The sequence below is a fragment of the Alteripontixanthobacter muriae genome, from assembly GCF_013336795.1.
Lineage (GTDB): Bacteria > Pseudomonadota > Alphaproteobacteria > Sphingomonadales > Sphingomonadaceae > Pseudopontixanthobacter > Pseudopontixanthobacter muriae.
The window spans coordinates 18,150-43,112 of the sequence record NZ_JAAFZT010000035.1; the positions used below are offsets into that span (position 1 = coordinate 18,150).

Here is a 24,963-nt window from a genome sequence, read left to right on the forward strand (position 1 = left end):
CACGGCGACGCAAAGTGGGCGGCCGCGCCCCTTTGGCTTGGGCAACTCGCATCGCTTTGTCGATCGGAGTTGCAGTGGTTGGCTACTTTGGAGTTACATCGAGTTTAGCCAATGTCGTCCAAAAGTCGGATCCAGAGCTAGCTTATACACTCGATCCCAGCAATGGCGTGATTGCCGCTGCATATGCACAACACATTTTTACACTTCGGCCAACAACAGATCGTCACGCTTTACCGTCTCGACTTGCTAAGCAAGCACTACGCCTGGATCCCACAGCGGTTGATGCCCTTACTGTCCTCGGCTTCCAAGCACAACTATTGGGAGACGCAGCGCGATCGGATGAGATTCTTGCGCATTCAACGCAGTTATCGCGCCGAGAGCTGCGTCCGCAATTATGGGCCATCGAGGAAGCAGTTAGCCGAGGGGATGTCCAAGGTGCGTTGCGGCACTACGACATCGCCCTTCGCACCTCCAATGACGCCCGAGCGATCTTATTCCCAACTCTGACTGCGGCATTGTCAGAGCCGAAGATTCGCTCAGCTCTGTTGCAGGTAATGGAATCCGGGCCAGTTTGGAGAGAAGCGTTTATCGATTACGCCGCTAAAAGCGGGGCAGCCCCTGAAGATGTCGCTCAATTCTTTCAGCTAGGGCGCCGAGTGGGTTTACCCGTTTCCGCTGATCACCGCGCGCAGCTGGTCGATCTTCTAATCAACCAAGGTGAGTTCGAAAAAGCATGGGACTACTTCCTGACTTTCCGAGGTGGAGACCGCAACCGTTCTCGTGATCCCAATTTCATGTTTGACGGCAAGATCCGCTCAGCTTTCGATTGGTCGTTTGGCAAAGCACCTGGACTTTCTGTTGCGATACTTCAGTCGCCTGAGGGCGGGATCTTGGACTTCGCACTGCCCCCGAGTGTGGGGGGTGTTGTTGTAAGACAGCTGCAACTACTTCCTGCTGGGACATATCGCTTGCAGGGCTTAAGTACGAACATCGAACAACCTTTGAGAAGTCAGCCTTATTGGGCGTTGTTATGCTTGGATGGACGAGAATTGGGACGAGTTCCTATAACATCCTCGTCAGATGCAAATAGTTTTTCCGGGCTACTCACAGTACCACAGAATTGCGATGTGCAGACATTAGAACTGGTCGCACGAGCTTCAGATAAGGCTTCGGGCGTGGCTGGGCAGATAAATAAAATAGAAATGATGCCAAACGTCTACTAAAAATGAGGTTCTTGCGGAGCAAAATTACAGAAGACCGGAACAACGCACTGGCCTCAGGATCTTTATTTTTGCAGCACTCGGCGCAGGCAAACTGACGTGATGACGGCACCGAGCTCACTAGCAACGCGGTGCTGGCATGGTGCGGGGGAATCGGTGTGGAGTGGCAGGCAAGCCGATGCAGGATGGCTTCTGCGAGAGCTTAAACGGCCGGATCCGCGACGAGCTGCTCAACGAGACGCTGTTCCTCAGCCTGCCGCATGCCCGCGTCGAGATCGCCGCCTGGGTGCAGGACTACAACCGCGAGAGACCGCACTCATCCCTTGGATACGCAACACCGGCGGCTTCCGCCGCCAAACTGAATAAGCAATGGCCTGCCTCGCTACGCCGCTACGTAGCCATTACGGCAACCGCGCTGAGGAGCAAAATAATTGCCCGACTCTAATCTCAGCTGGGGAAAAGCTGCGGGTTAGGTCAGAAGGGCTCGACGTAATTCTGTTAAAACAATAATGCCTTCGGAGCCATTTTTTTGGATTAACCCTCTGCTATATCGAACGTGGTTTGCGTTCATGATATGCGGCGCTGCGGTCGTCCCACTATTCCCTATGAGCTGTGCCCATCAATGAAGCGAACTTTTGACATTCTCATCGGAATAGGTCTGCTGCCTTTAGCGGCGCCCCTATGCCTTATCGCAATGATCGTGCTCGGCATCGAAATGCGCGCGAATCCGCTTTTCTTGCAGACCCGGGTTGGAAGGTATCGCCAACCCTTCACAATTCTTAAGCTGCGTACAATGCGGCCAGGCACGGAGCATGTAGCTTCGCATGAAATTAAGTCCTGCCAAATCACACGTATGGGCGGTCTGGTAAGACGATCAAAGATCGACGAACTTCCCCAAATTTTAAACGTACTGAAGGGCGACATGAGCTTCGTTGGGCCTAGGCCCTGTTTGCAGAGCCAGTCCGAACTTGTGTCCGAGAGGGAGCAGCGCGGAGTCTTCGCCCTGCGCCCCGGCATTACTGGTCCTGCTCAACTTGCGGGGATTGACATGTCACAACCGCGACGGCTGGCCAAAGCCGACGCTGCCTATCTTGAAGGCTGGTCTTTAACCCAAGACATCAAAATGGTTTTTCACACCTTTCTGGGTAAAGGTAGCGGGGATCCAGCTGTCGTTCGTAAATAGTTCAGCTATTGAAATAGCTGTACGGCATTTAATAGAGCGCGTTTGAAAGCCTCTTGGCTTGCCCTTTCAAGATACCACCATGTTCTTGATACAGGCTGAGCTTGAATCGCGACTGCAAGATCCTGTTCACAATGCATCGCGCTCTCTGCGAAGCTCCAGTGATCGAATGAAATTGGTCGATAGTCTCGATTTCAATCGGGGCGTCATATCATTCGCGCGGCATTGATTCACCGCCATGATCAGAGACTTCAGCCATGATGAGGCGAACGTGACGGGCCTATCCAGGCTGGAATAGGCATTCGCTTTTCGTCGAAACTACATTCCCTTTTCACGGTTTTGAGCCAAATCTGATCTCCGCCTTATTGCGCGCCTTCGTTGCCCTGTCTGAACATGCGCGTTAGCGCCGCATCAAGCTGTTCAGATGGTTTCCAGCTCAGCAGTTTACACGCTGCAGAGGTGTCAACCTGGAGATTATTTAAAAGCCGTCGAGCTTCGGACGAACGCCCAGTGAGGCGGCCGGCAATATGCATCAGACTGGGGGGAATTGGCAGGAGGTGGGCCGGACGTCCAATAGCTTTGCCTATGGACAACACCAGGCCTCGCGTGGATACGTCCTCTCCATCGCAAAGGGTGACCACCGTCGCCCCCTGCACCGGCGCTTCCACCGCGCGCAGAGTCGCCTCGGCTAGATTGCGCACTGAAATCAGGCTCCGAAGATTGTCAATCGCGCCAAATGGAAGCGGAACTCCTCTGCGGACGGCTGCTACTAGCCTTCCGAAGTTTCCGCCCACACTCGGCCCGTAAACCAACGGAGGACGTAGGATGACGACCTCCGTTTGGGAGGACAATGCCGCGTTGGTAACCAGCCGTTCGGCCTCGAGCTTGGTTCGACCATAATCGTCTTCCGGCTTGGGCACATCTTCACCTGAAAAGCGCTCGCCTGGCTGCGTTTCCTCTCCGTTGACTTTTATTGAACTCATAAAAACAAATCGGCCAACCGCACTCTGGTTGGCTGCTCTCAGGACTTTCTCCGTCGCTAAGACGTTGGCGCGCCGGAAAGCCTCGGTCGCGTCTGGAGCGTCACGCATCACGTGAGTCCGTGCCGCGAGATGGACAACGGCGTCGGCTCCTTCCATCGCGCGATTGATGACGATCGGATCCACTTCGGCTAAGTCGCCGACTATCACTTCCTCTTCTATGCCAGCCGAGTGCCTAACAAGCGGAACCGTGTGGTGCCCCGACAAAGCTGTTCGGCGCAACATCTCTCGCCCGACGAACCCGCTCGCCCCCGTGACCACAATCCTCATGACAGTGCCCTTACCGCTTTCATTAAATACCTGCTCACCTCGTGCCCCTCATATATTTCTACCGCCCTCGGAAGATGTTGCGACCTAGTCATCAGCTAAGGTTGTTGCTTCGTCTTTGCTTTGTCCGCCACGTTGGTGGGCACGAAGTTTTCGGCATAATTTTCGAGCAGCGCAGCGTACTTTCCATACACCTTTTCGGCATCGAAATGTTCGCGGAAGTAAGCCTTAATACCCTCACGGCGATCAGCGCCTATACCGGAGGAACGGGCCACTGAGATCGCATCGGCAAAGCCGCGAGCGTCGCCTGCCGAAACCACTGCGCCACTGCCACTTCCACCCACAACTCTTCCTGCTTCACCGCCTAAAGTTGAGATTTGGTAAAGTCCCGAGGCCATGTATTCGAATAGTTTATTGGGTAAGCCCTGCGGGGCAGAGGCGCTGTAAGGTGACAAAGCCACGGCGCCGTTCTCCAAGAGCGCTGCAATCTCGTCCCGATCTAGCCAGCCAGGAAGAACAATATTCGCGATTCCCTTCACTCGCGACCTGAACAGGCCACCCTGTTCACCATCACCAGCGATGACGAATTGCAGGTTCTCGTCCTTTTGCAGAAGGCTAGCCGCGTCCGCAAGCATATCTAAATCGTAGGTTTTACCCCAGGATCCGATGAAAATGGCCGAGTCCTTTTTGGGATCGATACCCTTAGCATATAAACGCTCCAATGCGTTGGCTCTCGCTTTGCCGCTCGGCGGATCATAGCCGAGCGGAATGATGGCATCGCCTTCACGCCGGTCACGGCCGGCCTTTTTCAGACCCCAAGCCAAGTACTCGCCAGAAATACCGACGAGGTGATCGGCTCCCGCGCATGCCACCTTCGCGATCCGGTCGAGGTTCCAGATCAGAGGTTTCGCCAACAGACCGACCAGCGGAGGGAGGAATGTCACGAAAAAGTCAGGCCATAGATCTCTAATTGAAACTACCGACGGGACATTCCATTGTCTTGCTAGCCGAACCGCAGCATATGCAGAGTCGGATATAGGTAGATCCGCGAGGATTAGGTCGGGTTTTTCTTCTAAGTAGGTGGCTATCTCTTCAGCACGAGCTGTGAAGCGTCGTGCCACGAGGGCGTTATGCAAGAGTCGCCGTGGCGCGCCATTGGTGGCGTATCCTAATCCCTCCACAAGCTCGATTATCACACCGCTTTCCAGCGTGTAACGCCCCGCAGCTTGCGTGCGAATACGCTTTCGGTAGTGATCGAAACTCGAACAAAACCATCGCACAGTGTGACCTCTCGCGGCCAAAGTCGCACAGAGCATGCCAGCACGCATGAGCCGAGGATTGTTCGGATCAAAAGGTAAAGGTTCGCAATCGCGCCAGATCCAAACAATCATCCGTTTTGAATCTCGCCCTCATTTGCGTTGGTGTTCGCTGGCGCGATAGTGTGTCGAAAAACAATCATAATCTGCCGTGGGCCTTATGTGGGAAATTCGAAATTGATCGCATGTTTCTAAGCGCAAATGCCGACCGGATCTACCGCTTTGAGCATACGGCAATGCGCATGAAGAGTTCGAGCTCTTACCAACCACCGATCCCGAGATGACGTGCGTCAACACTCCTCTTACTGAGGGCGTCGACATGGTTTTTTGGTCGATCGTCAAGGCGGAGGAAGGCGAGCTGCTGGTATCGATAGTTCGTCTTACCGGATCACCGACGTCTCGGGTCGAGCCCGCGCCATAATAGAAGGATTTCTAAATTCCTGACCGTCGAGGAAGTTCGCGAACTGATCCACCGTACCATCATCGATCAGGCAATCGACTGACCAGAGCGACTGAGCGGAGTGGGCACAGCAATGGTCTTCATACTGTGCATCAGCCGCACCATATCCAACATACCCCCCAGGCGCAATCGCAGGAAAAGCTACGCCTTCAGCCAGTTCCTCTACCGCTATCACAATCCGATCGGACGCGTTTTCGGAAAACTCAAGCACGCCAGAGGCTTGGCCACCCGTCGCGACAAGCGAGCCGACAACTTCCTCGCTGCAATCAAGCCCTTCTCAGCGTACCTCTGGATCAGCGCTTATGAGTTTACTGCCTCGTAACCTCAGCGAAAGAGCTTGAGAGCTAACTCTGGATCGGGACGCTAGGCGTGGAACGCGGTCGGAGAGCAGATCGCAATTACGTCGAACATCCTCGCTCCGACACCGAGCCCGATGGTCACCGCATGGTCGGGTTAGGGCCCAGCGGCTCGCGGATGCCTCGTGCGCGGTTTTGTCCGGTTCAACGCAAGCAGCTAATTCAACCGGTCGCCTCGCGCAAACGCGCCCGCATAGGTCAGCGGGCGAGCGACCGGAGTAGTATTCGCCGGCGATGGCCCCGCAAACGATCATGAGGGCCTAGTGCATCGCCAGCTCAGGCGATCAGATCCCAGCTGACCGGGGTGCCCTTTTTCAGCGCCCGATTCACCCGTTTGCCCAGCAGGATGTCGTAATTTCGGGGGGGGAGGCCAAAGCCGGGGCGTACCGAACGCAGACTAGCCTCGGTGAACGCCTCGCCTTCTTCCATGTCTTGGGCCACATAGAGGGACCGTCGAAACACGCGCGAACCGCGCTCGGCTTCGGTGCCGCCATAGGTCACCTGCCCCAGCGCCTGCCAACCGCGCTCGGTCTCCACGCGCAACTGCAGGAATTCCTCCGGCTCGAGGCTGAAGGCACTGTCGACCCCGCCGTCTTCACGGCGGAGAGTGAAGTGCTTCTCAACCAGCACCGCACCCAGTGCGACCGCAGCTACCGCGACGCCGCAGCCCATGGTGTGATCGGAGAGCCCGACATCGCAGCCGAAGGTCTCTCTCATGTTTGGGATCGTGTTGATGTTGGTATTGGCGGGTGTTGCCGGATAGGTGCTGGTGCATTTCAGCAGGACCACCTGGTCGTTGCCCGCATCACGGCAAGTGCGGAGCGCTTCGCCGATCTCGACCACGCTCGCCATGCCCGTGGAAAGGATCATCGGCTTTCCGGTATTGGCCACCTTGCGGATCAGCGGCAGGTCGACGACCTCGAAAGATGCAATCTTGTATGCCGGAACGTTTAGCCCTTCGAGGAAGTCTACTGCCGTTGCATCGAAGGGGGTGGAAAAGCAGTGCAGCCCCAGCTTGTTGCAATGTTCGATGATCGGGCCGTGCCAGTCCCACGGGGTGTGCGCCTCTACATACAGCTCGTGCAGTTGGCGCCCGTTCCAAAGTGATTTTTCGTCGTTGATTAGGAAGCCCGGGCCGTCGCAATCGAGCGTCATCGTATCGGCAGTATAAGTCTGTAGCTTGACCGCATCCGCGCCGCTTTCCGCCGCTGCGCTCACAATCTCCAGAGCGCGGTCGAGCGAGTGGTTATGGTTGCCGGACATTTCCGCGATCAAATACGGGCGGGCCTCGGGGCCGATCGCACGACCGGCGATGGCGATCGGTTTCGGGTTCATCGGATCAATTCCTCGGGTTAGGCGCAGATGCGCCCGATTGCGAAAGCTTCGGCCGCTTCTACCCCGATCGTTGCGCCGCGCAAACGGGCAAGATGCTCCAGCGCCTCGACTGAGCGGGCATGCGGCCAGTTGCGCATCTCAGTCGCATAGGCGCGCAGCGCATCGAGCTTGGCTCCCAAGTGTTTCGAGATGTCGATAAAGCAATTGGGCGTGAAGGGCGGCAGAGAAGAAGGCGGACGCCATTCGGTGCTCGACATGACTTCGAAAAACAGGACCTCGCTGATGCGGTTGCCGGGTTGGGGGCGGGTGGCGGCGATCACCGCATCGTGGATCACGCGGTGGTCGATGTTCACATCGGAATTTGCATGAGTGAGCACTCGGGTAGGGGTCCGCTCGCGGATATGATGCTCGATCACCTTCACAATATCGAGCAGGTCTATACTGTCCATGCGGTTATCGGGGAACGCTTCGAGCGACACCGATCGCGCACCGACGATGTCCGCAGCCTTATGCGCGCAGCGGGCGAGTTCGCACATTTCCTCGCTACGTCCGCTCGCATTGCGAGAGTCGTCGCGGCTGGTTGCTCCCTCGGCCAGAATGAGGTGGTGGACATCCTCACCCGCGGCCGAGAGCTTCGCGACATAGCCCCCAGCGCCCAGGATTTCATCGTCGGGATGTGCTGCAATTACCAGTGTGGTCATGTCTCGTAGTCCTTTTGCGTGATCCGCGCGCGAGCATAAAGCGCCCCGTCCTCTCCGAGCTCCGCATCGGTGAATTCAATCCGGTAGTGCCCCGTCTCGGCAAAGGCATGCGGGTATCCTTCGGCGTCGAGCATCCGGATATGGTCGTATGCGTGCTGCAGCCCGTCCGTGCCATCGATTGCACTCTGATAAGGAGTTCGGCGCTTGAAGTTGGTCGGCTCGCCTCGTTGCGGGGTCGCGCACAAATCCTGCTCCACCATCTCGCGAATCATCGGGCGCATTAATTCGCTCGCCCGCTTGAAGATTTCCTCGGCGGTTCCTGCAAGCGACAGGTCTCTTTTTAGATAGACGGGTCCGGTATCCAGCTCCGCCTCGCAACGAAGGGCGGTGAGCTTGGTGCTCTCGTGGCCGCGCAGGATCAGGTTTTGCAACGGGCTGCCCCCGCGGCCGTAGGGTACGTCGGTCATATGAAAGATCACCGCTCTGAAATTCTCGTGTATGTCGGGCGGGATCATCCACGACCAATGTGGGAAGAACACCCACTCGGCCCCGAATTCTTCCAGCTTCCGGCGCGTCAGTTCCGTGCGCTCACGGATATGAAGAACCTCGTAGGCGTCGAGGGATTCGAGCGCCCCGACCAAAGTGTCGTAACGCCGATGGTGCGTGGCAATCGCGATCCGGTGAATCATCGCGCTATCCTATCGCGCAGTCGCCGCGACGCCAACCGGCTCACGATGTATCCTTACGCCAGCTTTCCGGCGCAGTGCGCGTATATCCGCCACGTTCGAAAAGCAGTTGCGACGGGCGGTTCTTTTCCAGCACCTTCGCCACGAAGACATCAGCCCCGCTCGCGGCTTCTCCCGCTGCCAACAGATGCGGACCGAGGCCTAGGCTGTGAAATCCGGGATCGAGATGAAGCGAGACTTCTGTCGCCCCACTCTCTTCTAAATCGAAACGGATTGAACCGACCGGTTGCCCACCGACCTCGCCGACAAACAGCTTGCGCGCAGTGTCGGACAGCACGCGATCCAGCCACGCGACATGCCTTGCCCAATCCATCTCTTCGGGATTGTTCATCATCACGCGGTTTTCTGGAGCGTTCCGCCAGTTGAACAGGTTTTCCGAATCGCCTGCAGCGGCGGGCCTGACTGTAAGAGTGTCTGCCAGCATGGCCACCGCGACCCGGTTTGCGCCGTTGCCATCAACTGTTTCGCGCGCCTTGCGCGCCAGTTCGCGACGGAGTTCCGGATCGTCGATCAGGGCGCGGATCGTTGCGGCGATGGCATCGACCGTGGTCTGTGAAGGCGTGGCCGCGATGCCGCGCGAAGCCAATTGCGGGGCGACCACGTTTTGGTTTCCCGCTGTAATTATCAGCACGCTAGGCACGCCAATGCAGCACCGCTCCCAAGTGGCCCCGCCACCCGCGCCGATCTGCAGATCGTGCCGGGCGAAGAACGCCACGAGATCGGGGAGGTCGACGCTGATCGAGGTGTCGCACCGCCCAGCGGTGAGCTTGCGGAGGCGCGGCAGGTGAGGGTTGGCAGAGGTTGTGACGATCTCAAGCGCACCCTCGAACCCGGCGGCGACAACCGCCTCAAAGACCTTTTCGGTGAAATTGAGCGCGTCGCCGCCGCCCATGAAGATCCCGATGCCGCGCACTTCTGACCAAAACTCATATTTTTCCCCTCGGGCGAACGCAGGCGCGAGCAGGCCGTATTGCGGGCCGCCTAGCAGCTTTGCGGGGCGCCTAAGAACACCAACATATTTCTCGTCATGATCGTCATCGAGGTTGTGATCAATAAGTAGATCGGCCGAAATATTGCGGTCCGCGAGGTCGTCGATGACGGCTATCCGGCAATCGAGCGCTTCCCGCACGCTATCGTGCCACTGTGCGTCGAAACTGTAGGAGTCCACCACCACCCAATCGGGATCGAAAGCCTCCAGCTCCGCAGTGGTTTGGTATACGTCGTCCTCCTGATGCACCTGAGCCCAGGCCGCGTGCGCGATACTATCGTCCGGCTTGCGGTTTTCGCTTGCAGGCAGCACATGGACCGCATCGAAGCGTTGCTCTCGCATGATCGCCGCACTGTCAACGCCGAGATAACGGGTAACGAACCGGACCTGCGCCCCTAGGGCCCGCAGCGCCTGCGCGAGCGACAGCGATCGGTGCAGATGGCCCGTGCCCATCTGCAAGGAGGCGTCTACACGGATGGCGACTCTCATGCGCTCAGACGTCCGCATTAAACAAGGGTTGCAGCCGTTCGGCCCGTTCCCAGTCTTCCGGCGTGTCGATGTCCGCTACTAGCCATTCCGGCAGCACGATAGTGCGGCCGTTGGCGTGGATATTCAAGCCTTCAAGCCAGGTTTCGGCTCTAGCCCAATAGAATTGCCCGGCGTCGTAGTATGCTGGTTCGAGATCCTGCGTACGGGTCACGACATGATCGGGATTGAAAGGCGATACAGCGCCCTTTTTATCGCGCCTCAGCGCACGCTGGACGGCCGAAGGGAATTCGGCAGAGGGGAAGGTGTAGCCTTCGCCGCCGTGCTCTTCCAGCAGCGCGAATGCTTCGCTCAAGTCTTCGGTGCGGATGAATGGAACAGCGGGATAAATGCAGCAGGTGTGGGTCACGTCCCATCCCAGTTCGCGGCAAGCCGTGATGGCATGGGCGATCACCGGGACCGTGGGGGTGATGTCGTCGGCCAACTCGGCGGGTCGCCAGAACGGCAATTCCGCACCGAAATCGGCGGCGATGGCCGCGATCTCGTCGTCGTCGGTGGAGACCACCACGCGATCAATACCCTCACAGGCCAGCGCCGCTTCGATGGCGTAACCGATCATCGGCTTGCCGGCGAAGGACCTGATATTCTTGCGCGGAATTCGCTTACTGCCCCCGCGTGCGGGGATGACGGCGATTTTCATATCAGATCGCTAGGGCCATCATGGTCTCGACGACGCGATCTTGTTCAGCCTCGGTCATCGCAGGGAACAGGGGGATCGACAACGCCTGTTCGTAATAGCGGACGGCATTGGGGAAGTCCTGCCGCGCGAACCCGAGATCGGCGTAATAGGGCTGGCAGTGGATGGGCATGTAATGAACATTTACCCCGATGTTTGCTTCGCGCATCGCCGCGAACAGTTCGGCGCGACCGATGTTCGCTTCCGCGGTTAACTCGACTGCATACAAATGCCAAGCCGAGACCTTGTCCGCTTCGCGAATGGGCAGCTTGAACGGCCCCGAATCAAGGAGGCGGTCGTAGCGATCCGCATGGCGTGCCCGCAGGTCGCGCCAGGTGTCGACTCGCTGCAATTGCGACAGGCCGAGGGCGGACTGGATGTCGGTGAGCCTGTAATTCCAGCCCAGCGCGACCTGCTCGTAATACCAGCCGCCTTCGCTCGGGTGTGCCATCAGATTTTCGTCGCGGGTCACGCCGTGCGAGCGCAGCAGACGCAGCTTCTCAGCCAAAGCTTCATTCGGCGTGGTGATCATGCCACCTTCAGCGGTGGTGACGATTTTGACGGCATGAAAACTGAAAACGGTTGCATCGGCATAAGCTGCACCGATCGGGGCCCCCTTGTAGGAGGCGCCCGTGGCATGGCTGGCGTCTTCCAGAATCTTGAAATTGTAGCGATCTGCCAAGCTCCGCAGATCCGCCAAATCGCAGGGCAGACCCGAAAAATCGACCGGAATGACGACCGTCGGCAAAGTGCCGCTGCGATCCGCGGCCTCGAGCTTGGCGGCTAGAGCCGGGATCGACATGTTGCGACTCACCGGATCGATATCGACGAAATCAACGCTTGCACCGAGGTACAGTGCGCAATTGGCCGAAGCGACGAAGCTGTTGGGGCTGGTCCACACGCGGCTGCCCGGCCCAACGCCCAGCGCCCGGCACCCGAGGTGCAGCGCTGCGGTGGCATTTGAAACGGCGACGGCGTGAGCCACGCCGTGCCTTTCAGCAAAAGCTTTCTCGAAGGCCGGACCAGCCGGGCCTTGCGTCAGAAAATTGGAACGCAGCAGTTCTTCAACCGCGGCGATATCTTTCTCACCAATTTCCTGACGGCTATAGGGTATAAACTCTTCAGCCATGCGCGACTCCTGTACGAATAGAGATCAATCTATGGCTTTGCCGGTGACATGATTTTCGATCAGGTCGCGCAATTGTTCGACAGTTAGGAAATCGGGGTTGGATCCACTATTATAGGCAAACCCAGGCTCGACCATTTCACCACCCCGGTGCTCGCAATACTGCTCCATCGTGTAATCCGCGGAGCCTGGCAGGATGGCGTAGTAATCTCCCATGTCGACAGTGTTGAAACTGTCACTTGCTGTGATCATTTCCTCGTGGATTTTCTCGCCGGGGCGTATTCCGATCACCTCCTGTTCCGCATCGGGCGCAATCGCGGTGGCGACGTCGCCTATGCGGTATGACGGGATCTTAGGAACCAGCACTTCGCCGCCCATCGCGTTTTCGATAGACCACAGCACCATCTCGACCCCTTCATCCAGCGAGATATTGAACCGTGTCATTCGCGGGTCGGTGATCGGCAATTTACCACTGTCCTTGCGGGCAAGGAAGAAGGGAATCACTGAGCCCCGACTACCCATAACGTTGCCGTAGCGCACCACACTGAAGCGGATGTCACGCGGGCCCCTTATATTGTTGGCAGCCACGAACAGCTTGTCGCTGCAAAGCTTGGTGGCACCATAAAGATTGATGGGCGCTGCCGCCTTGTCAGTAGAAAGGGCGACCACCCGGCTCACCCCGCTGTCGAGGCAGGCCTCGATGACGTTTTGCGCACCGATCACATTCGTCTTGATGCATTCGAAAGGGTTGTATTCCGCCGCGGGAACTTGCTTCAGCGCGGCGGCGTGGACGACCACGTCGATCCCTTCAAGCGCCCTGCGCAACCGCCCCTCGTCGCGCACATCGCCCAGAAAATAACGCAGTGCCGGATGCTCGTTAGGAGAGAAAATTTGCTGCATTTCGAACTGCTTCAATTCATCTCTTGAATAGACGACTAGTCGCTTAATATCTGGATGACGATCTATCACAGTTCGAATAAAGGCTTTACCGAACGATCCCGTACCCCCAGTCACGAGAACGGATTTATTATCGAGCATGAATATTGGACCTCGTTATTTATCGGAATATTAATATAAAAATATCCGCCCCTGAGCTGGCGCTTCTTTGGCTTCGGATAGGGGAATGGGCTGCGATCAGCACCGCCCTTACTCGCTGGACAACCTGTTGGGCAATTGGAAAATTCGACGGGACTGTTTCGAAATTCATGTGCATCATTCGAAATCGCGGTAAGCAGTCACTCGGCGACTGCGGCCGCCACTGCGCCCGAGCCTGCCAGAATCGAACGCATTTTTGCGTGGTACGGCTACAGGTCGAAGTTGGCAGCGGCGCGAACTGATGGTTGTACGTGGGTTCCCAATCTAGTTCGTCGTGACAGAGAACTCGCGGTTCAGCGTCCCAGCTTTGGGTAAGCTCGGAGCCGGCATATCCTTCGATCTGGGCTTGCCCGCGGCATCTCGGCCGTGATAGCGCCTTCCAGACGGAGGCGCCATATCCACCGCTTGGCGATGGAGCTTATTGACTGCCCCGGTGTCTAATGCGTCGCGGCATTTTGGAAGGGATATGGGCATTGAGCTGCAGACAGACCGGAGTTCGCGAAGCCTATCTGGAGCTTTTTCGCGGTCAACCCAGGTTGTCCGAAACCGCTCAGTTAATATCGCCTGCTAGTTGGGGCCTGTTCGCCTGAAACTCGCGTTTTCTCCAGTACGATGGGCCAGACGCGCGGCAGCGAGATTTCATCGCCTTGACCCGCATACCTGTAACGATGCCTGGGGCGGTGTAGCGTTCAGGCCGCGCTTTCGCTTTCAATTCGTTGAAGGTGTCGCACGCTTGATATTTTTCACGTTTAAAGAATTGCGTACACCATCCGAAGCGCCGCCCCGCTGCCGGATTTTAGTCGCCGTTGGCACCCACAATAATTTCCGCTCCGCTGAGCCTGTTTTCTCCGACCTTCCGGGTGCGGCGATTTTCACCTTTCATAATTACGCCACTCCCGGCGTGCCGCATCTGAAGCTGTTTAAGAGCTACATGACGGGATGGATCGCCCTCATCGCTCTCCCGCTTTTGCTTACGGTTGAGCGGCGGCCGCATGTGCGGCGGTCGATGCGGATGCGGTTGGATCATCTAGCTTTGTCGCTCAGCAGCCATCACGACATACGAAAGTTTATGCAAGAGAGCGGCGCCGAAGTCTTTGTCACTCTGTCCAATCTTGCCGTCTACAACAACATACTTGTTGAGGCGGCCCGGCAAGTCGGGATGACTACCGTTTTTATGACCCACGCTCCCGTCGGGCGCGGGCAGGTTCCGCTCGAAACAGACGTGGCGCTGCTAGATGGGGAATTTCAAAAGCGGCTCTACCCGCCCGGCCGCGCAAAGATGATTGTCACTGGCTCAATGCGTGGCTCTAATCTCGTGCAGGCTTGGCAAGACCGCAGCGGCGAGAATGGCGTTATCGTTGCGACCAATGCGCTGAATCGCGATCTTGGCGAGATCGAACGCTTCGTCGAGAAACTGTTGCGGATCGATCTGCAGCCTCGGGTCGTGGTCCGTCCACACCCGGCCGATAGCGGCCGATTCGAGGCACACCGCCGACTCTGCCGGCGGACCGGGGCCGATTATTCTGATCCGCGCTCATCGCTGTTCGACAGTGCGAAAAACTGCAAATATCTGGTAACCGGGGTCAGCGGTGTCGCTGTCGATGCGCTCCTTATCGGACTTTATCCGCTGATCCTTCGGGATTCAGACCTGAAAGCAAATTGCGGTTTACCCGAGGACTACTACGGGCTCTTTGAGTTGAAACTAGCTCGTCAGATCGACCTTGCAGCCCCGAGATTACCAAGGGACTGGGTCATTGGGCGAGAGCTCGAGTTACTTGAGGCGGCTTCCAGTCCTAATTGGTCGGCTAAAGAGAAGATCGCTCAGGTTCTGGATTCGATCCTGCGCGGCTCTGACGCCCACAACGTTTGCGACGGAACACCCAAATTACACGATGCGGAAGGGCCGAAAGGGGAGCGTTAGGACGCCGATTTGCACCCGCGATCTGACAGCATATCCGTTCGGCTGACAAAAAGGTAAAAGGCAATACGGGCCGCTACACCGATTGATGCAATCCAGGGAACAGCCCAAAGATCTGGGCGTAACAGCAGGTATAGGCAGAAGATTAGAGCCATCGATAGAATGTCGATCGTTAGCAGTTTGCGCCTTGAAGCGCGCCAAAATACAGCCTCCACCATTACCAACGAAGCCGCTTGCAGGAAATAAAAGAAACCCATGCCTGCAAGCATCGTGAATGGAATCCAACGGTAATCGGGCATCAGTTCTGTAAAGCCGGTGGCAATGGCAACCCCGCCAAGGCAGAGGAGAGCTGGCAGGGCAAGATTGGGAATTCGCAGAAGCTCCGCGGCCGGCTGCGTCTCGGCCTTAATCAAGTGCGGCCGTCTAGGGGTGAAGTAAAAGAGGGAGTGGCCGACCACTGCTACCTTGAGAATGCTGTCGAAAAAAACGTAGACATCCAGTCGCAAATCGGAAGCGTTTGCAACCCAAAATCGGTCGATCAAATAGATGTTTATGCTCGTGAACGTCCAGGCCTGATTGAAAGCATATTCCGACCGCCAGCGAACCCAGAACCTCTTGAAAACCATGCGGCCTTGCGAGGTGATCGAGGCTAAGTGACGTCGGAACAAGCGCACGTGAAACCGTGTGTGTCGGCGTCGAACAAAGAGATAGAGAACGAAACTGACTGCCGAACCGCCTGCATAGATGAGGATCAAGGGCTCCGTGACGAGCCAGATCGCCGGGAGGATAATCAAGCTAGGAACAATGACTCGCGCACCGAAATTCAGAGACCATCGACCGTATTGCTTTGTAAAAAGAAAGTGGCGCTGGTCTTCGTCGAAGAACTTCTCGATCCCAACAAGCACGACTATGAGTGCGATAAGCGACGTTTCTGGCGTCCAAGCCCAGGCTAAAAGCGCGACGAACGGCAGCACAGCAATAAATTGAATAATGCTGTCGCCGAAATAGCGCTCGTAATGGTGCCGAATGGCGAGAGTGTTCGCGCCGAAACGGCGTTTATAGTAATCGATGTGAGTCTGCCCGCCGGTCAAAACGAACAGTGAGGCCAGAGCGCTGATCAGCAACGCATATCTTTCTGCGAATACGTCTCGGCCCGCTGAGGCAGCGACAAAGATTATCAGCGGCTTCATGGCGAGACCACCAATCCGCGCAGCAGTGAAAATCAAGATCTGCCGATCACGGAGCGAGCGAAGCCAAACGATTCTCGTTAGCTTGCTCATACTTGGTTCAGAAGCATGTTGAATCTGCCCGTCGCTTGGGAGACCGGTCGTATTGTTGTTGATATTGCACAGAACAAAAGTGGGGTGCTTGTGGTTCGTCGAAATATGTGCGCAACCCAGCACCGATATTTAATTTCCACCTCAATGCCGGACTTGCTGAAAATTGCTTAGATCTACCACCCTATCTTCCAAGTTGTGCCGCTGCCCTCGTGGTCGTCGTAGAATAGCGACTCGCTTCCACGCGTTCGTCACCCGCTGATCGGCTCGCCGGAGAATAACTCGCGCAGGCTAAAGCGAGAAATGTCAGCTTCAAGAAAGCAGGGTCAAGAGGGTTCAGAAGGTCAATCGAAGAATCGGCCACTCCTGAGTAATAAACCACAAGAAAGATAAGGCCAAAAATCGAGAGCTTACGTCCACTTGCCGCCTTAGCAATCATTAACAGTAGCAGTGCATAAACTACGATCGAGACCGGTAGCATGAACACACCACCTGGTACGAAAAAAACGCTAGCGACCATCCCAGGCGAAGCTCCAGTTCTCTCTCGCTTTACGAGCGAAAGCTCCTCCCAATTCAGCCGGCGCACTGAAGCAACCTCGTTAAAATAAGTGGGATTGCCGAGCAACACGTCCAGCCGATGCGATATCGCACTCAGTACCTCGCGAACCGCCTGAACGCCCAAACTGAAATCTGCGAAATTGTAAGTGAGATGAAAGGAGGCTGAGAAAAAATGCCAAGAGATTCGATACTGGAAGCGATAGATTACCGCGTCCAGCTCGTTGCTGAACATATACATCGCCTCCTCGACTCCGACCTTGTTTGCGATCCCAACAAAAAGCGCGAGAATGAAAACAACACCCAACGCAGTAAGTGCTAGAAAAGTTTGTCCGATACCGCTCGCTCCGATTAGATCGATGGCTCGGATGTGGCGCAACAGCAGCAGCAGGCTTGTAGCAACCAAGACTACGCCAGATGCCGCGGAAAGCGAGAGTAAGGAGCCGATCACTATTAGCGCGAGTGCGGTTGTTATTGGCCAGCCAGCCTGCTGCTGAAGTTCGTCGTTCATGCCAAGGGTCAGCAATAAGGCGGCGAAGATGTATCCCTGCAGAGACAAAAAGACGATTACGAACCCTCCCGACGAGCCGATGCGATCACCGGTCTGCCGGAAGGAGATGCCAAGTTCCTGAGAATACCAATAAGCCAAGAGTAGGTAGGCGACGCTCGCGCCTAAAATCACAAAGCGACCGAAAATCGCTGTGGCAAACGGCTGCAACCAAGCGAATGAGGGCGCCCGAATTTTTCCGCAAGTGAACCAAGTCAATCCCAGAACTGTTAGTATAAAGGCAGATCCGAGCGTATAATTAGGCGATCCCGCAAGGATGGCATCGAGAGGCTGACCCAGGGTTGCGGTGAGCAGCATAGGGATGATGTAATAGATTGTTCCATACAACATTAAAATGGCGCGAGCTAATCGGGTCGCCTTATCGGCATCTCTACGATGAAGCAAAGGAAGCATACCTTTCCGGTGCATGTTCAATGGCGCCACTAACGGTGATAGACGGTGACCGCATAACGTTCCCCGCTAAGACAGGGCTTCGCACGGTGAAGGGCAGAGGTATCAACCAAAAGCAACGTTCCAGCGGGAACAGTCATCTCTTTGGGAGAATAGCCCCAGCCCGTGACTTTGTTGATGCTACGGTCGTGAATGCGCTGCCAAGAGCGTTTTTGTTCTCGCCAACGGAGGATGTCTCTTGCGCGATACAGACCGAGCGGTACCGTCGCCCTTAATTTAAACGCCGGCCTGTGGGTTCTGGGAACAATTTCGAGTGGCCCGGTTTCTTCGGTCACGTCCGTGAGGAAGGCGAACAGCTTCAGCTGGCGGCGAAAGCTGTCGAGGTGCCAGCGGACTTCCATCCGCTCGGCTTGTGGCGGCGCTGGACGATTACGGATCGCGAGCACCGTGTACGACGGATAGGGGGCGCCGTAAATTTGAGGCATGATCCAGTCAGAAAGTTTCTGGAATTCGGCGAAATTCGCGGTGCGGCGTTGCGCGTTCCAAACCCTGTGCTCAGAGCCAGCATAATTAATCTCGGTATCTTCGGCCTCGGCGAGCTCGTCGATCTGCGAACGCAGCATCGGTAGACTGGCGTCGTCCAATCGGCGGTCAAAGATGTAATAACCTTCATCGGCCATGGTCCGGCGGACCGCTTGTGAATCGAATTCCTCATAGAAATTCTGCAGGTTAACCATAACTGCGGTCCCAAATGACAAGACGCCCGATTAATCCGGCCGAGCGGCGGGCTTTAACCACTTGGGGCTGTTTTTGGAAGCGGCAAAGCACCGCGTGTGTCCAGAGCGCAGTTCGCCCTAAGGCGCAGGCCGCGCGCAGGCAACGGCTTACGAGGCGCGAGTCGCGAGTCGCCCCGCACTTTGATTGCTTGACTTATATAATCCGTTATACTGGTTCAGTTCGATTTTCATCTCCGTCATCAGCAACGAAAATCCTCCCGAATTATGAACAGACATAATAGACCACTATGTCATTTGGCCGGAGGCGATTTTCACACTTTGAGGGCCCTGATCTGACAGAGGCTGTTCGCAAACATCCTCGCGCTAAAGAGTGCTTAGCGTACGCGCAACTGTCTGAGTCAGCCGTCTAATTTCCTAAAAGAAAGTTATTGGCTGGACCGCAATGGCGCCAGATCAGTACATAGGGCGCCTTTACCCGGTCAGCATGCGGCTCTTTTCATGGCAGTCCTCAATCCGCACCGTCGGAACAAATCTTGCAATGACCCGGAGGCATCGAGCACTGTCATTGCGCGTCAAACTATTGTCCAAATCTGCGAGGAACTCTTCGATCTCACGATCGGTAGGGCAAGCTTCCTGAGCACGCATTATCGATGGATGGCTGGTTTTTATCGGCTCGTTGCCGATCAGTAGCTCTTCATAGAGCTTCTCTCCAGGTCGAAGGCCGGTCTCGACTAGTTCGATGTCCCCATGGGGGTTTGTGGTGTCTCGCACAGACCCACCTGAAAGCCTGATCATCGTCTTCGCCAAATCCCATATCCTGACCGGTTTACCCATATCGAGTACAAACACCTCCCCGCCCTCGGCCATGCCGCCGGCCTGAATCACCAATTGTGCTGCCTCGGGGATGGTCATGAAGTAGCGCGTCACATCGCGGTGAGTTATCGTTAGCGGTCCACCCTTTGCGATCTGCTCGCGGAAGATCGGAACTACCGATCCGCTCGACCCCAAAACATTGCCAAACCGTACCATGGCAAAGATCGTGTTGGGAGAACTGCGCGCTCGGGACTGCAATAGGATCTCACAGATCCGTTTTGTCGCACCCATCACATTTGGCGGCCTCACAGCCTTGTCCGAACTTACCAGGATAAACCGATCAGTACGAGCTTCGCAGGCTGCGGCAACAAGGTGCCGCGTGCTATCGATATTGTTTTGCGCGCTAGTGAGGATGTTATCCTGAACCAGCGAGACATGCTTGTAGGCTGCGGTGTGGAAAATGGTCTCAGGTTTGTGGTCTTGAAAAAGCCGCTCTACGGAGATTGCGTCTGCGACATTGCATAATTTGCTGCGCAAAATGGGTTGGGCATCTGCGGGAAGACCCGCGATCAATTCGGTCAATTCCCGGCCTATGTTGAATAAGGAAAACTCGTTCGCCTCGACGAGCAAAAGCTCCTTGGGTCGTAAAGTGCATATCTGGCGACTCAATTCGTTGCCGATCGATCCACCAGCTCCTGTTACCATCACCACTTTTTCAAAGATAGCGCGATCGAGCAGGTTTTTGCGCGGTTCAACGGGAGGTCGGCCGAGAAGGTCTTCGACCTGTAGGGGGCGCAAGGCATCGACCGTGATGCGACCTTCGATGACTTCTCGAGTTGCTGGAAGGCTGCTCACTTGGACCTCAAACTTCGACACCTGCTCCACGATCTGGCGCCGCTTCCGAAAGTTTTTGGTGTTTACCGCGAGGACGACATCCGTGGCACCTGTCGAACGGATCAGATTTCCAATCTCACTTGAGTGACGTACTTTCATGCCATCTAGAAGATGGCTTTGCTTAGTCGCATCATCGTCGATGAAACCGACGAGCCTCATTCCAGTCTCTGCCGTGATGGACTGTGCCAGGCGCTGTCCAGCGCCGCCGGCGCCATAAATTATTATACGACGAGTTTTCTCGCTGCTGTCGCGGCCGTTGAGTAAATCGACCAAGACATAGCGACCCACGATTCGTGCAAGGGAAATGAGGACGAGAAAAAAGAACGGCGCCAAGATGGAGACTGTTCGAGGTACGCCGGGATAGGAAACCACTCCAAAAAACATGATCGGAATGATGGAAGCCCAGAGCATTGTGCCCGTCAAGGAAACGATCGCGCCTCGCCCGGCATAACGGAAGATGGTGTAATATGTCCGCCGGACGATCGCTGTCACGAACCAGGACAGAAGCAAAGCTCCTGCGAAGATCAGCGTCGCCTCATAAAGCTCAGCAAACTGTTCCAAGCGAAGCGAGAACGCGAGCCAGACTGCTGTGATGCCAAGGAACAGATCACCAAAAATGACCGCCGCTCGTTTTTGATCGCGTCTCCACGATGTAGCGGGCGCGGCAATAGCGATCGCCGCATCGACGAGAAGGCCGATTATCGCTTCTGTACGGGTGCCGTTCTGCCTTCTAAGCTCGGACATGAAAGGACTCTTTCTCTCTCTTAGCGCTGACCCACGATAGAATTGACCGGAATCAATAGTTTGGCTCGACGTCGCGCTGCATCGGCTGCATCGTTGGTGTGAAATTTTTTGCAGGAGACCTTCGGGAAATTGGAGGTTCGGATCGCCCTATCTGGGAGTAGCTAAGCCGTTTTCGTCCGCTAAAACGAGTGGCTCGCCGGCCGAGATACGCAATTTCGCAAGCCATTGGAACCATCCACGAGATCTGTTGTGTCACTTTTCATGAGGTGTGATCTCTTTTGTCGAGACTGTCCCGGATCGCGCATAAAGAACCGCTCCTCCAGCCGATTCGTGCCCATCCGCTGCCTTCAAAGGCAACTTAGACATGGTTTTGCGAGCTCGAAGAAAATTTACCTCGCCGTAGACTTCAATGACCTGCGCGCGAAACGTGCCGAGTTTTCATGGAACCAGCGCTTGCTGCCGCTCAAAGAGAGAGGCTGCCGAAGCGCAGGGATTTGGGTGTCGCCGTCATCATGCAGGAGGGCCTTGGAGATGGGACCACGAACCGGGACGCGGGGTGCAGAGTTTGGCTGGTCCGCGCGATCGACATGTTGAAAAATTGGTCCGCGCATGTCGCCTTTGCGGAAGCGACATGCGCTACCGCTCACGATCGTATTCTGATGTCGGCGATGGGGTCAGTTGCCGATCATCCGGTTTAATCGAACAGCCAATGAGGGCTGTCGGTGCGGAGTGATGGCTTCACATGAGAGCATCCGAAAGCCTCTCGAAGATCGACCGAAACTCGCACTCGAATCTGATAGATTGACCTTCTCACAAATTGTCCGCGCACAGACCGTTTGTGATCCACTTCTGTGTTCCAAACACGCGAGTCCATCTGCTTAAAGGCAAATTTCAATACAGTTTTAGAAGGCTGTGTAAGCTGGAGCGGGTAGCGGGAATCGAACCCGCATAACTAGCTTGGAAGGCTAGGGCTTTACCACTAAGCTATACCCGCCCGCTGCGGATGCGATTGCCACCAACTGCAGGGCTGCGTCAACTGGCTTTGGACACGGCAACGCATTCTTTGTTTCTCTTTACCCTCCCCCACCCTAGCTAGCCGGGCAGCATGTCCCATTTTGCCCACGATCCGAAATCGCCCGTCACGGTGTCCGAACCCTCGCCCTTGCGGCTGAATCATCTCGACCGGCTCGAGGCCGAGAGCATTCACATCATGCGCGAAGTGGTGGCCGAATGCGGCAATCCTGTGATGCTCTATTCCGTGGGCAAGGACAGCGCCGTGATGCTGCATCTGGCGCGCAAGGCCTTCTTCCCCGCGCCGCCGCCGTTCCCGCTGCTGCATGTCGACACCACCTGGAAGTTCCGCGAGATGTACGCCTTGCGCGACCGGGTGGCCGAGCAAGCGGGTATGGATCTGCGGGTCTGGCATAACGAGGAAGCCAGGCAGCGCGGCATCAATCCTTTCGATCACGGCCCGCTGCATACCGACATGTGGAAGACACAAGGGCTGAAGCAGGCGCTCGGCCACTACGGCTTCGATGCGGCGTTCGGCGGCGCACGGCGTGACGAGGAGAAGGCCCGCGCCAAGGAGCGCGTCTTTTCCTTCCGCACCGCCAGCCACGGATGGGACCCGAAAAACCAGCGGCCCGAATTGTGGAACCTCTACAACACCCGTCTTGCCAAGGGCGAAAGCATCCGTGTTTTCCCCCTGTCGAACTGGACCGAGCTGGATATCTGGCAATATATCATGGCCGAGAGCATCGAGATCGTGCCGCTCTACCTTGCCGCGCCGCGCCCCGTGGTGGAGCGTGACGGCATGTTGGTGATGGTTGATGACGACCGGTTTCCGCTCGGCCCCGGCGAGGAACCGCAGATCCGATCTGTCCGCTTCCGTACGCTGGGTTGCTATCCGCTGACCGGCGCGGTCGAGAGCGAAGCCGCTACATTGAGCGAAGTGGTGCAGGAGATGCTGCTGACCACCACGAGCGAAAGACAGGGTCGTGCAATCGACCGCGACGAGGGCGGTGCCGGCATGGAAAAGAAGAAGCAGGAGGGGTATTTCTGATGGTGCCTCCCCACTCTTCATCCGGCGCGACGTCGGCTTCCGCCTACGCGACCGACGCCCTGGCCGCAGAGGATATCGACGCCTATCTCGCCAGCCATCGTGAGAAAGGGCTGCTTCGATTCATCACCTGTGGCAGCGTGGATGACGGAAAGTCGACCCTGATCGGCCGCCTGCTCTACGATTCACGGATGATCTTCGAGGATCAACTGGCGTCCTTGGAAAGCGATTCGCGCCGGCATGGGACGCAAGGGGCGGAACTCGACTTCGCTCTTCTGGTCGATGGTCTGTCGGCAGAAAGGGAGCAAGGCATCACGATTGATGTCGCCTATCGCTTCTTCTCGACCGAAAAGCGCAAATTCATCGTCGCCGACACGCCCGGTCATGAACAATATACGCGCAACATGGTCACCGGCGCATCCACAGCGGACGCTGCCGTCATCCTGGTGGACGCGCGCAAGGGCATTCTGACGCAGACGCGGCGCCATTCCTATATCGCGCATCTGCTGGGCATCAGGAACATCGTGCTGGCCGTGAACAAGATGGATCTGGTCGGATATGACCAGGCCACTTTCGACGCGATTTGCGCCGATTACGCGGCATTCGCCGGAAAGATCGGGATCGATGCCTTTACCGCCATCCCGATCAGCGGTTTCCGGGGCGACAACATCGCCTCTGCGCCCTCGCCGCAAACTCCCTGGTACTCCGGCCCCAGCCTGATTTCGCACCTTGAGCATGTCGACATCGGTACGTCGTCACTGCAGGACGAACCGTTCAGGATGCCCGTGCAGTGGGTCAACCGCCCCGATCTCGATTTCCGTGGTTTCGCTGGTCAGATCTCTGCCGGCACCATCCGCGCCGGCGACGAGGTGCGCATCGTGCCCTCGGGACGGACGACTCGCATTGAACGGATCGTGACCTTCGGCGGCGATCTGGAGGAGGCGGTTGCGGGCCAGTCCGTCACCCTCGTGCTGGCGGATGAGGTCGATTGCAGCCGCGGTGACGTTATCGCAAGCGCCGGCGATCCGCCCGAAAGTGCCGACCAATTCGATGCCTCAATTGTCTGGCTCAGCGACGAGCCGCTGATGCCGGGCCGGGGATATTGGCTGAAGCTGGGCACGCAGACGATCACCGCATCCGTCCAGCAGCCGAAATACAGCATCAACGTCAACACGCTCGATCGGCTGGCCGCGACGACCTTCGAGCTGAACGAGATTGGCGTGGCCGAACTGCAGTGCGAAAGGCCGCTGACATTCTCGCCCTATGCCGAAAACCGGGCATTGGGCGGCTTCATCCTCATCGATAAGCTGACCAACGCGACTGTTGGCGCGGGGATGATCAATTTCGCGCTGCGCCGGGCACAGAACGTGCATTGGCAAGCACTCGATATCGACCGGGAAACCCGCGCTTTGGCCAAGGGGCAGAAGCCGCAGGTGCTCTGGTTCACTGGGCTATCGGGTTCCGGCAAATCGACCATCGCCAATCTGGTCGAGAAAAAGCTGCATGCGGCGGGCAAACACACTTTCCTGCTGGATGGCGATAATGTCCGCCACGGCCTCAACCGCGACCTTGGCTTCACGGAAGCAGACCGGATCGAGAATATCCGCCGCGTGGGCGAGGTAACACGCCTGATGACCGATGCCGGGCTGATCGTCCTCACCGCCTTCATCAGCCCATTCAGGGCCGAGCGCGATCTGGTGCGCGCCATGCTGCCCGAGGGCGAGTTCTGCGAGGTGTTCGTCGACACGCCACTGGAAGAAGCGGAGCGGCGGGATGCCAAAGGTCTTTACGCAAAAGCGCGGAGCGGCAAGCTGAAGAACTTCACCGGCATCGACAGCCCCTACGAACGCCCCGAAAATGCAGAGATTATGATCGACACGATGAACATTTCGCCAGACGAGGCCGCCGAGCTTATCGCTGCACGCGTCCTGGGCATCTGGAGTCCTCAACTGTGAG

Annotated in this window: 20 protein-coding genes, 1 tRNA gene and 1 pseudogene; 6 read left to right on the forward strand and 16 right to left on the reverse strand. The window is 56.8% G+C overall.

Annotation, left to right across the window (positions count from 1 at the left end; all coding sequences use genetic code 11):
- Positions 1 to 14: 14 nt before the first annotated feature.
- The 3 genes and pseudogenes from G7A66_RS10025 (at position 15) to G7A66_RS10035 (ending at position 2,403) form a co-directional block, all read left to right on the forward strand.
- Positions 15 to 1,223 (forward strand): hypothetical protein, encoded by a 1,209-nt coding sequence (locus G7A66_RS10025; protein WP_206675165.1) that lies wholly within the window; start codon positions 15 to 17, stop codon positions 1,221 to 1,223.
- Between the two features lie 98 nt (positions 1,224 to 1,321).
- Positions 1,322 to 1,665: pseudogene (locus G7A66_RS10030) on the forward strand (integrase core domain-containing protein); the annotation flags it as partial.
- 177 nt (positions 1,666 to 1,842) lie between these two features.
- A complete protein-coding gene (locus tag G7A66_RS10035) occupies positions 1,843 to 2,403 on the forward strand; it encodes a sugar transferase (RefSeq protein ID WP_174295550.1) in 561 nt (186 codons plus the stop codon).
- 359 nt (positions 2,404 to 2,762) lie between these two features.
- Here the strand turns inward: G7A66_RS10035 and G7A66_RS10040 are convergent, their stop codons facing one another.
- The 10 genes from G7A66_RS10040 to pseB all read right to left on the reverse strand — a co-directional run bounded on the left by G7A66_RS10040 (position 2,763) and on the right by pseB (position 12,995).
- On the reverse strand, positions 2,763 to 3,710 hold the full coding sequence (locus tag G7A66_RS10040; protein WP_174295551.1) for an NAD-dependent epimerase/dehydratase family protein: 948 nt from the start codon (positions 3,708 to 3,710) through the stop codon (positions 2,763 to 2,765).
- A 95-nt stretch (positions 3,711 to 3,805) separates the two neighbouring features.
- On the reverse strand, positions 3,806 to 5,098 hold the full coding sequence (locus tag G7A66_RS10045; RefSeq protein ID WP_174295552.1) for a glycosyltransferase family 4 protein: 1,293 nt from the start codon (positions 5,096 to 5,098) through the stop codon (positions 3,806 to 3,808).
- A gap of 305 nt (positions 5,099 to 5,403) precedes the next feature.
- The gene (locus G7A66_RS14250; RefSeq protein ID WP_232366799.1) at positions 5,404 to 5,694 is read right to left on the reverse strand and encodes a hypothetical protein; all 291 of its coding nucleotides are present in this window, start codon (positions 5,692 to 5,694) and stop codon (positions 5,404 to 5,406) included.
- 421 nt (positions 5,695 to 6,115) lie between these two features.
- Positions 6,116 to 7,174, reverse strand: coding sequence for a pseudaminic acid synthase (pseI, locus tag G7A66_RS10055; RefSeq protein WP_174295554.1), 1,059 nt, complete (start codon positions 7,172 to 7,174; stop codon positions 6,116 to 6,118).
- A gap of 17 nt (positions 7,175 to 7,191) precedes the next feature.
- A complete protein-coding gene (locus tag G7A66_RS10060; protein ID WP_174295555.1) occupies positions 7,192 to 7,875 on the reverse strand; it encodes a PIG-L deacetylase family protein in 684 nt (227 codons plus the stop codon).
- Entirely contained in the window at positions 7,872 to 8,564 is a 693-nt protein-coding gene (locus G7A66_RS10065; protein ID WP_174295556.1) for a methionyl-tRNA formyltransferase, read from the reverse strand. The genes G7A66_RS10060 and G7A66_RS10065 overlap by 4 nt, the downstream gene beginning before the upstream one ends.
- A gap of 40 nt (positions 8,565 to 8,604) precedes the next feature.
- A complete protein-coding gene (gene pseG, locus G7A66_RS10070; protein WP_174295557.1) occupies positions 8,605 to 10,098 on the reverse strand; it encodes a UDP-2,4-diacetamido-2,4,6-trideoxy-beta-L-altropyranose hydrolase in 1,494 nt (497 codons plus the stop codon).
- Positions 10,099 to 10,102: 4 nt separating this feature from the next.
- Entirely contained in the window at positions 10,103 to 10,795 is a 693-nt protein-coding gene (gene pseF, locus G7A66_RS10075) for a pseudaminic acid cytidylyltransferase (protein WP_174295558.1), read from the reverse strand.
- Between the two features lies 1 nt (position 10,796).
- Entirely contained in the window at positions 10,797 to 11,960 is a 1,164-nt protein-coding gene (gene pseC / locus G7A66_RS10080) for a UDP-4-amino-4,6-dideoxy-N-acetyl-beta-L-altrosamine transaminase (RefSeq protein ID WP_174295559.1), read from the reverse strand.
- Positions 11,961 to 11,984: 24 nt separating this feature from the next.
- Complete coding sequence (pseB, locus tag G7A66_RS10085; protein ID WP_174295560.1) at positions 11,985 to 12,995, reverse strand: UDP-N-acetylglucosamine 4,6-dehydratase (inverting); 1,011 nt, start codon at positions 12,993 to 12,995, stop codon at positions 11,985 to 11,987.
- Between the two features lie 790 nt (positions 12,996 to 13,785).
- Between pseB and G7A66_RS10090 the strand changes: the two genes are divergently transcribed.
- Positions 13,786 to 14,973: a hypothetical protein gene (locus G7A66_RS10090; protein WP_174295561.1), complete on the forward strand. Its 1,188-nt coding sequence runs from the start codon at positions 13,786 to 13,788 to the stop codon at positions 14,971 to 14,973.
- Here G7A66_RS10090 and G7A66_RS10095 read toward each other — a convergent pair.
- The 6 genes from G7A66_RS10095 to G7A66_RS10115 form a co-directional block, all read right to left on the reverse strand.
- Entirely contained in the window at positions 14,970 to 16,160 is a 1,191-nt protein-coding gene (locus G7A66_RS10095; protein WP_206675166.1) for a hypothetical protein, read from the reverse strand. The two genes, G7A66_RS10090 and G7A66_RS10095, sit on opposite strands and share 4 nt — an antisense overlap.
- 271 nt (positions 16,161 to 16,431) lie before the next feature.
- On the reverse strand, positions 16,432 to 17,763 hold the full coding sequence (locus tag G7A66_RS10100) for a hypothetical protein (RefSeq protein ID WP_174295563.1): 1,332 nt from the start codon (positions 17,761 to 17,763) through the stop codon (positions 16,432 to 16,434).
- 29 nt (positions 17,764 to 17,792) lie between these two features.
- Positions 17,793 to 18,497 (reverse strand): phytanoyl-CoA dioxygenase family protein, encoded by a 705-nt coding sequence (locus tag G7A66_RS10105; RefSeq protein WP_174295564.1) that lies wholly within the window; start codon positions 18,495 to 18,497, stop codon positions 17,793 to 17,795.
- A 471-nt stretch (positions 18,498 to 18,968) separates the two neighbouring features.
- Positions 18,969 to 20,948, reverse strand: coding sequence for a polysaccharide biosynthesis protein (locus G7A66_RS10110; RefSeq protein WP_174295565.1), 1,980 nt, complete (start codon positions 20,946 to 20,948; stop codon positions 18,969 to 18,971).
- Positions 20,949 to 21,642: 694 nt separating this feature from the next.
- A complete protein-coding gene (locus tag G7A66_RS14640; protein WP_408609257.1) occupies positions 21,643 to 21,822 on the reverse strand; it encodes a DUF6538 domain-containing protein in 180 nt (59 codons plus the stop codon).
- Positions 21,823 to 21,868: 46 nt separating this feature from the next.
- Positions 21,869 to 21,942, reverse strand: a tRNA-Gly gene (locus tag G7A66_RS10115).
- A gap of 111 nt (positions 21,943 to 22,053) precedes the next feature.
- On the opposite strand from G7A66_RS10115, the gene cysD reads away from it, so the two are divergent.
- Positions 22,054 to 23,010: a sulfate adenylyltransferase subunit CysD gene (gene cysD, locus G7A66_RS10120; RefSeq protein ID WP_174295566.1), complete on the forward strand. Its 957-nt coding sequence runs from the start codon at positions 22,054 to 22,056 to the stop codon at positions 23,008 to 23,010.
- Positions 23,010 to 24,962 (forward strand): sulfate adenylyltransferase subunit CysN, encoded by a 1,953-nt coding sequence (gene cysN / locus G7A66_RS10125; RefSeq protein WP_174295567.1) that lies wholly within the window; start codon positions 23,010 to 23,012, stop codon positions 24,960 to 24,962. Before cysD ends, cysN begins: the two co-directional genes overlap by 1 nt.
- The last annotated feature ends 1 nt before the right edge of the window (position 24,963 follow it).

Coding starts and splice junctions, on each gene's coding strand:
- G7A66_RS10045 (WP_174295552.1), bottom strand. CDS start 5,098: ATGATTGTTTGGATCTGGCGCGATTGCGAACCTTTACCTTTTGATCCG.
- pseB (WP_174295560.1), bottom strand. CDS start 12,995: ATGCTCGATAATAAATCCGTTCTCGTGACTGGGGGTACGGGATCGTTC.
- pseC (WP_174295559.1), bottom strand. CDS start 11,960: ATGGCTGAAGAGTTTATACCCTATAGCCGTCAGGAAATTGGTGAGAAA.
- G7A66_RS10065 (WP_174295556.1), bottom strand. CDS start 8,564: ATGATTCACCGGATCGCGATTGCCACGCACCATCGGCGTTACGACACT.
- G7A66_RS10095 (WP_206675166.1), bottom strand. CDS start 16,160: ATGAAGCCGCTGATAATCTTTGTCGCTGCCTCAGCGGGCCGAGACGTA.
- G7A66_RS10040 (WP_174295551.1), bottom strand. CDS start 3,710: ATGAGGATTGTGGTCACGGGGGCGAGCGGGTTCGTCGGGCGAGAGATG.
- G7A66_RS14640 (WP_408609257.1), bottom strand. CDS start 21,822: ATGGACTCGCGTGTTTGGAACACAGAAGTGGATCACAAACGGTCTGTG.
- pseI (WP_174295554.1), bottom strand. CDS start 7,174: ATGAACCCGAAACCGATCGCCATCGCCGGTCGTGCGATCGGCCCCGAG.
- cysD (WP_174295566.1), top strand. CDS start 22,054: ATGTCCCATTTTGCCCACGATCCGAAATCGCCCGTCACGGTGTCCGAA.
- G7A66_RS10035 (WP_174295550.1), top strand. CDS start 1,843: ATGAAGCGAACTTTTGACATTCTCATCGGAATAGGTCTGCTGCCTTTA.
- G7A66_RS10110 (WP_174295565.1), bottom strand. CDS start 20,948: ATGTCCGAGCTTAGAAGGCAGAACGGCACCCGTACAGAAGCGATAATC.
- G7A66_RS10060 (WP_174295555.1), bottom strand. CDS start 7,875: ATGACCACACTGGTAATTGCAGCACATCCCGACGATGAAATCCTGGGC.
- G7A66_RS10100 (WP_174295563.1), bottom strand. CDS start 17,763: ATGCTTCCTTTGCTTCATCGTAGAGATGCCGATAAGGCGACCCGATTA.
- G7A66_RS10105 (WP_174295564.1), bottom strand. CDS start 18,497: ATGGTTAACCTGCAGAATTTCTATGAGGAATTCGATTCACAAGCGGTC.
- pseG (WP_174295557.1), bottom strand. CDS start 10,098: ATGAGAGTCGCCATCCGTGTAGACGCCTCCTTGCAGATGGGCACGGGC.
- pseF (WP_174295558.1), bottom strand. CDS start 10,795: ATGAAAATCGCCGTCATCCCCGCACGCGGGGGCAGTAAGCGAATTCCG.
- cysN (WP_174295567.1), top strand. CDS start 23,010: ATGGTGCCTCCCCACTCTTCATCCGGCGCGACGTCGGCTTCCGCCTAC.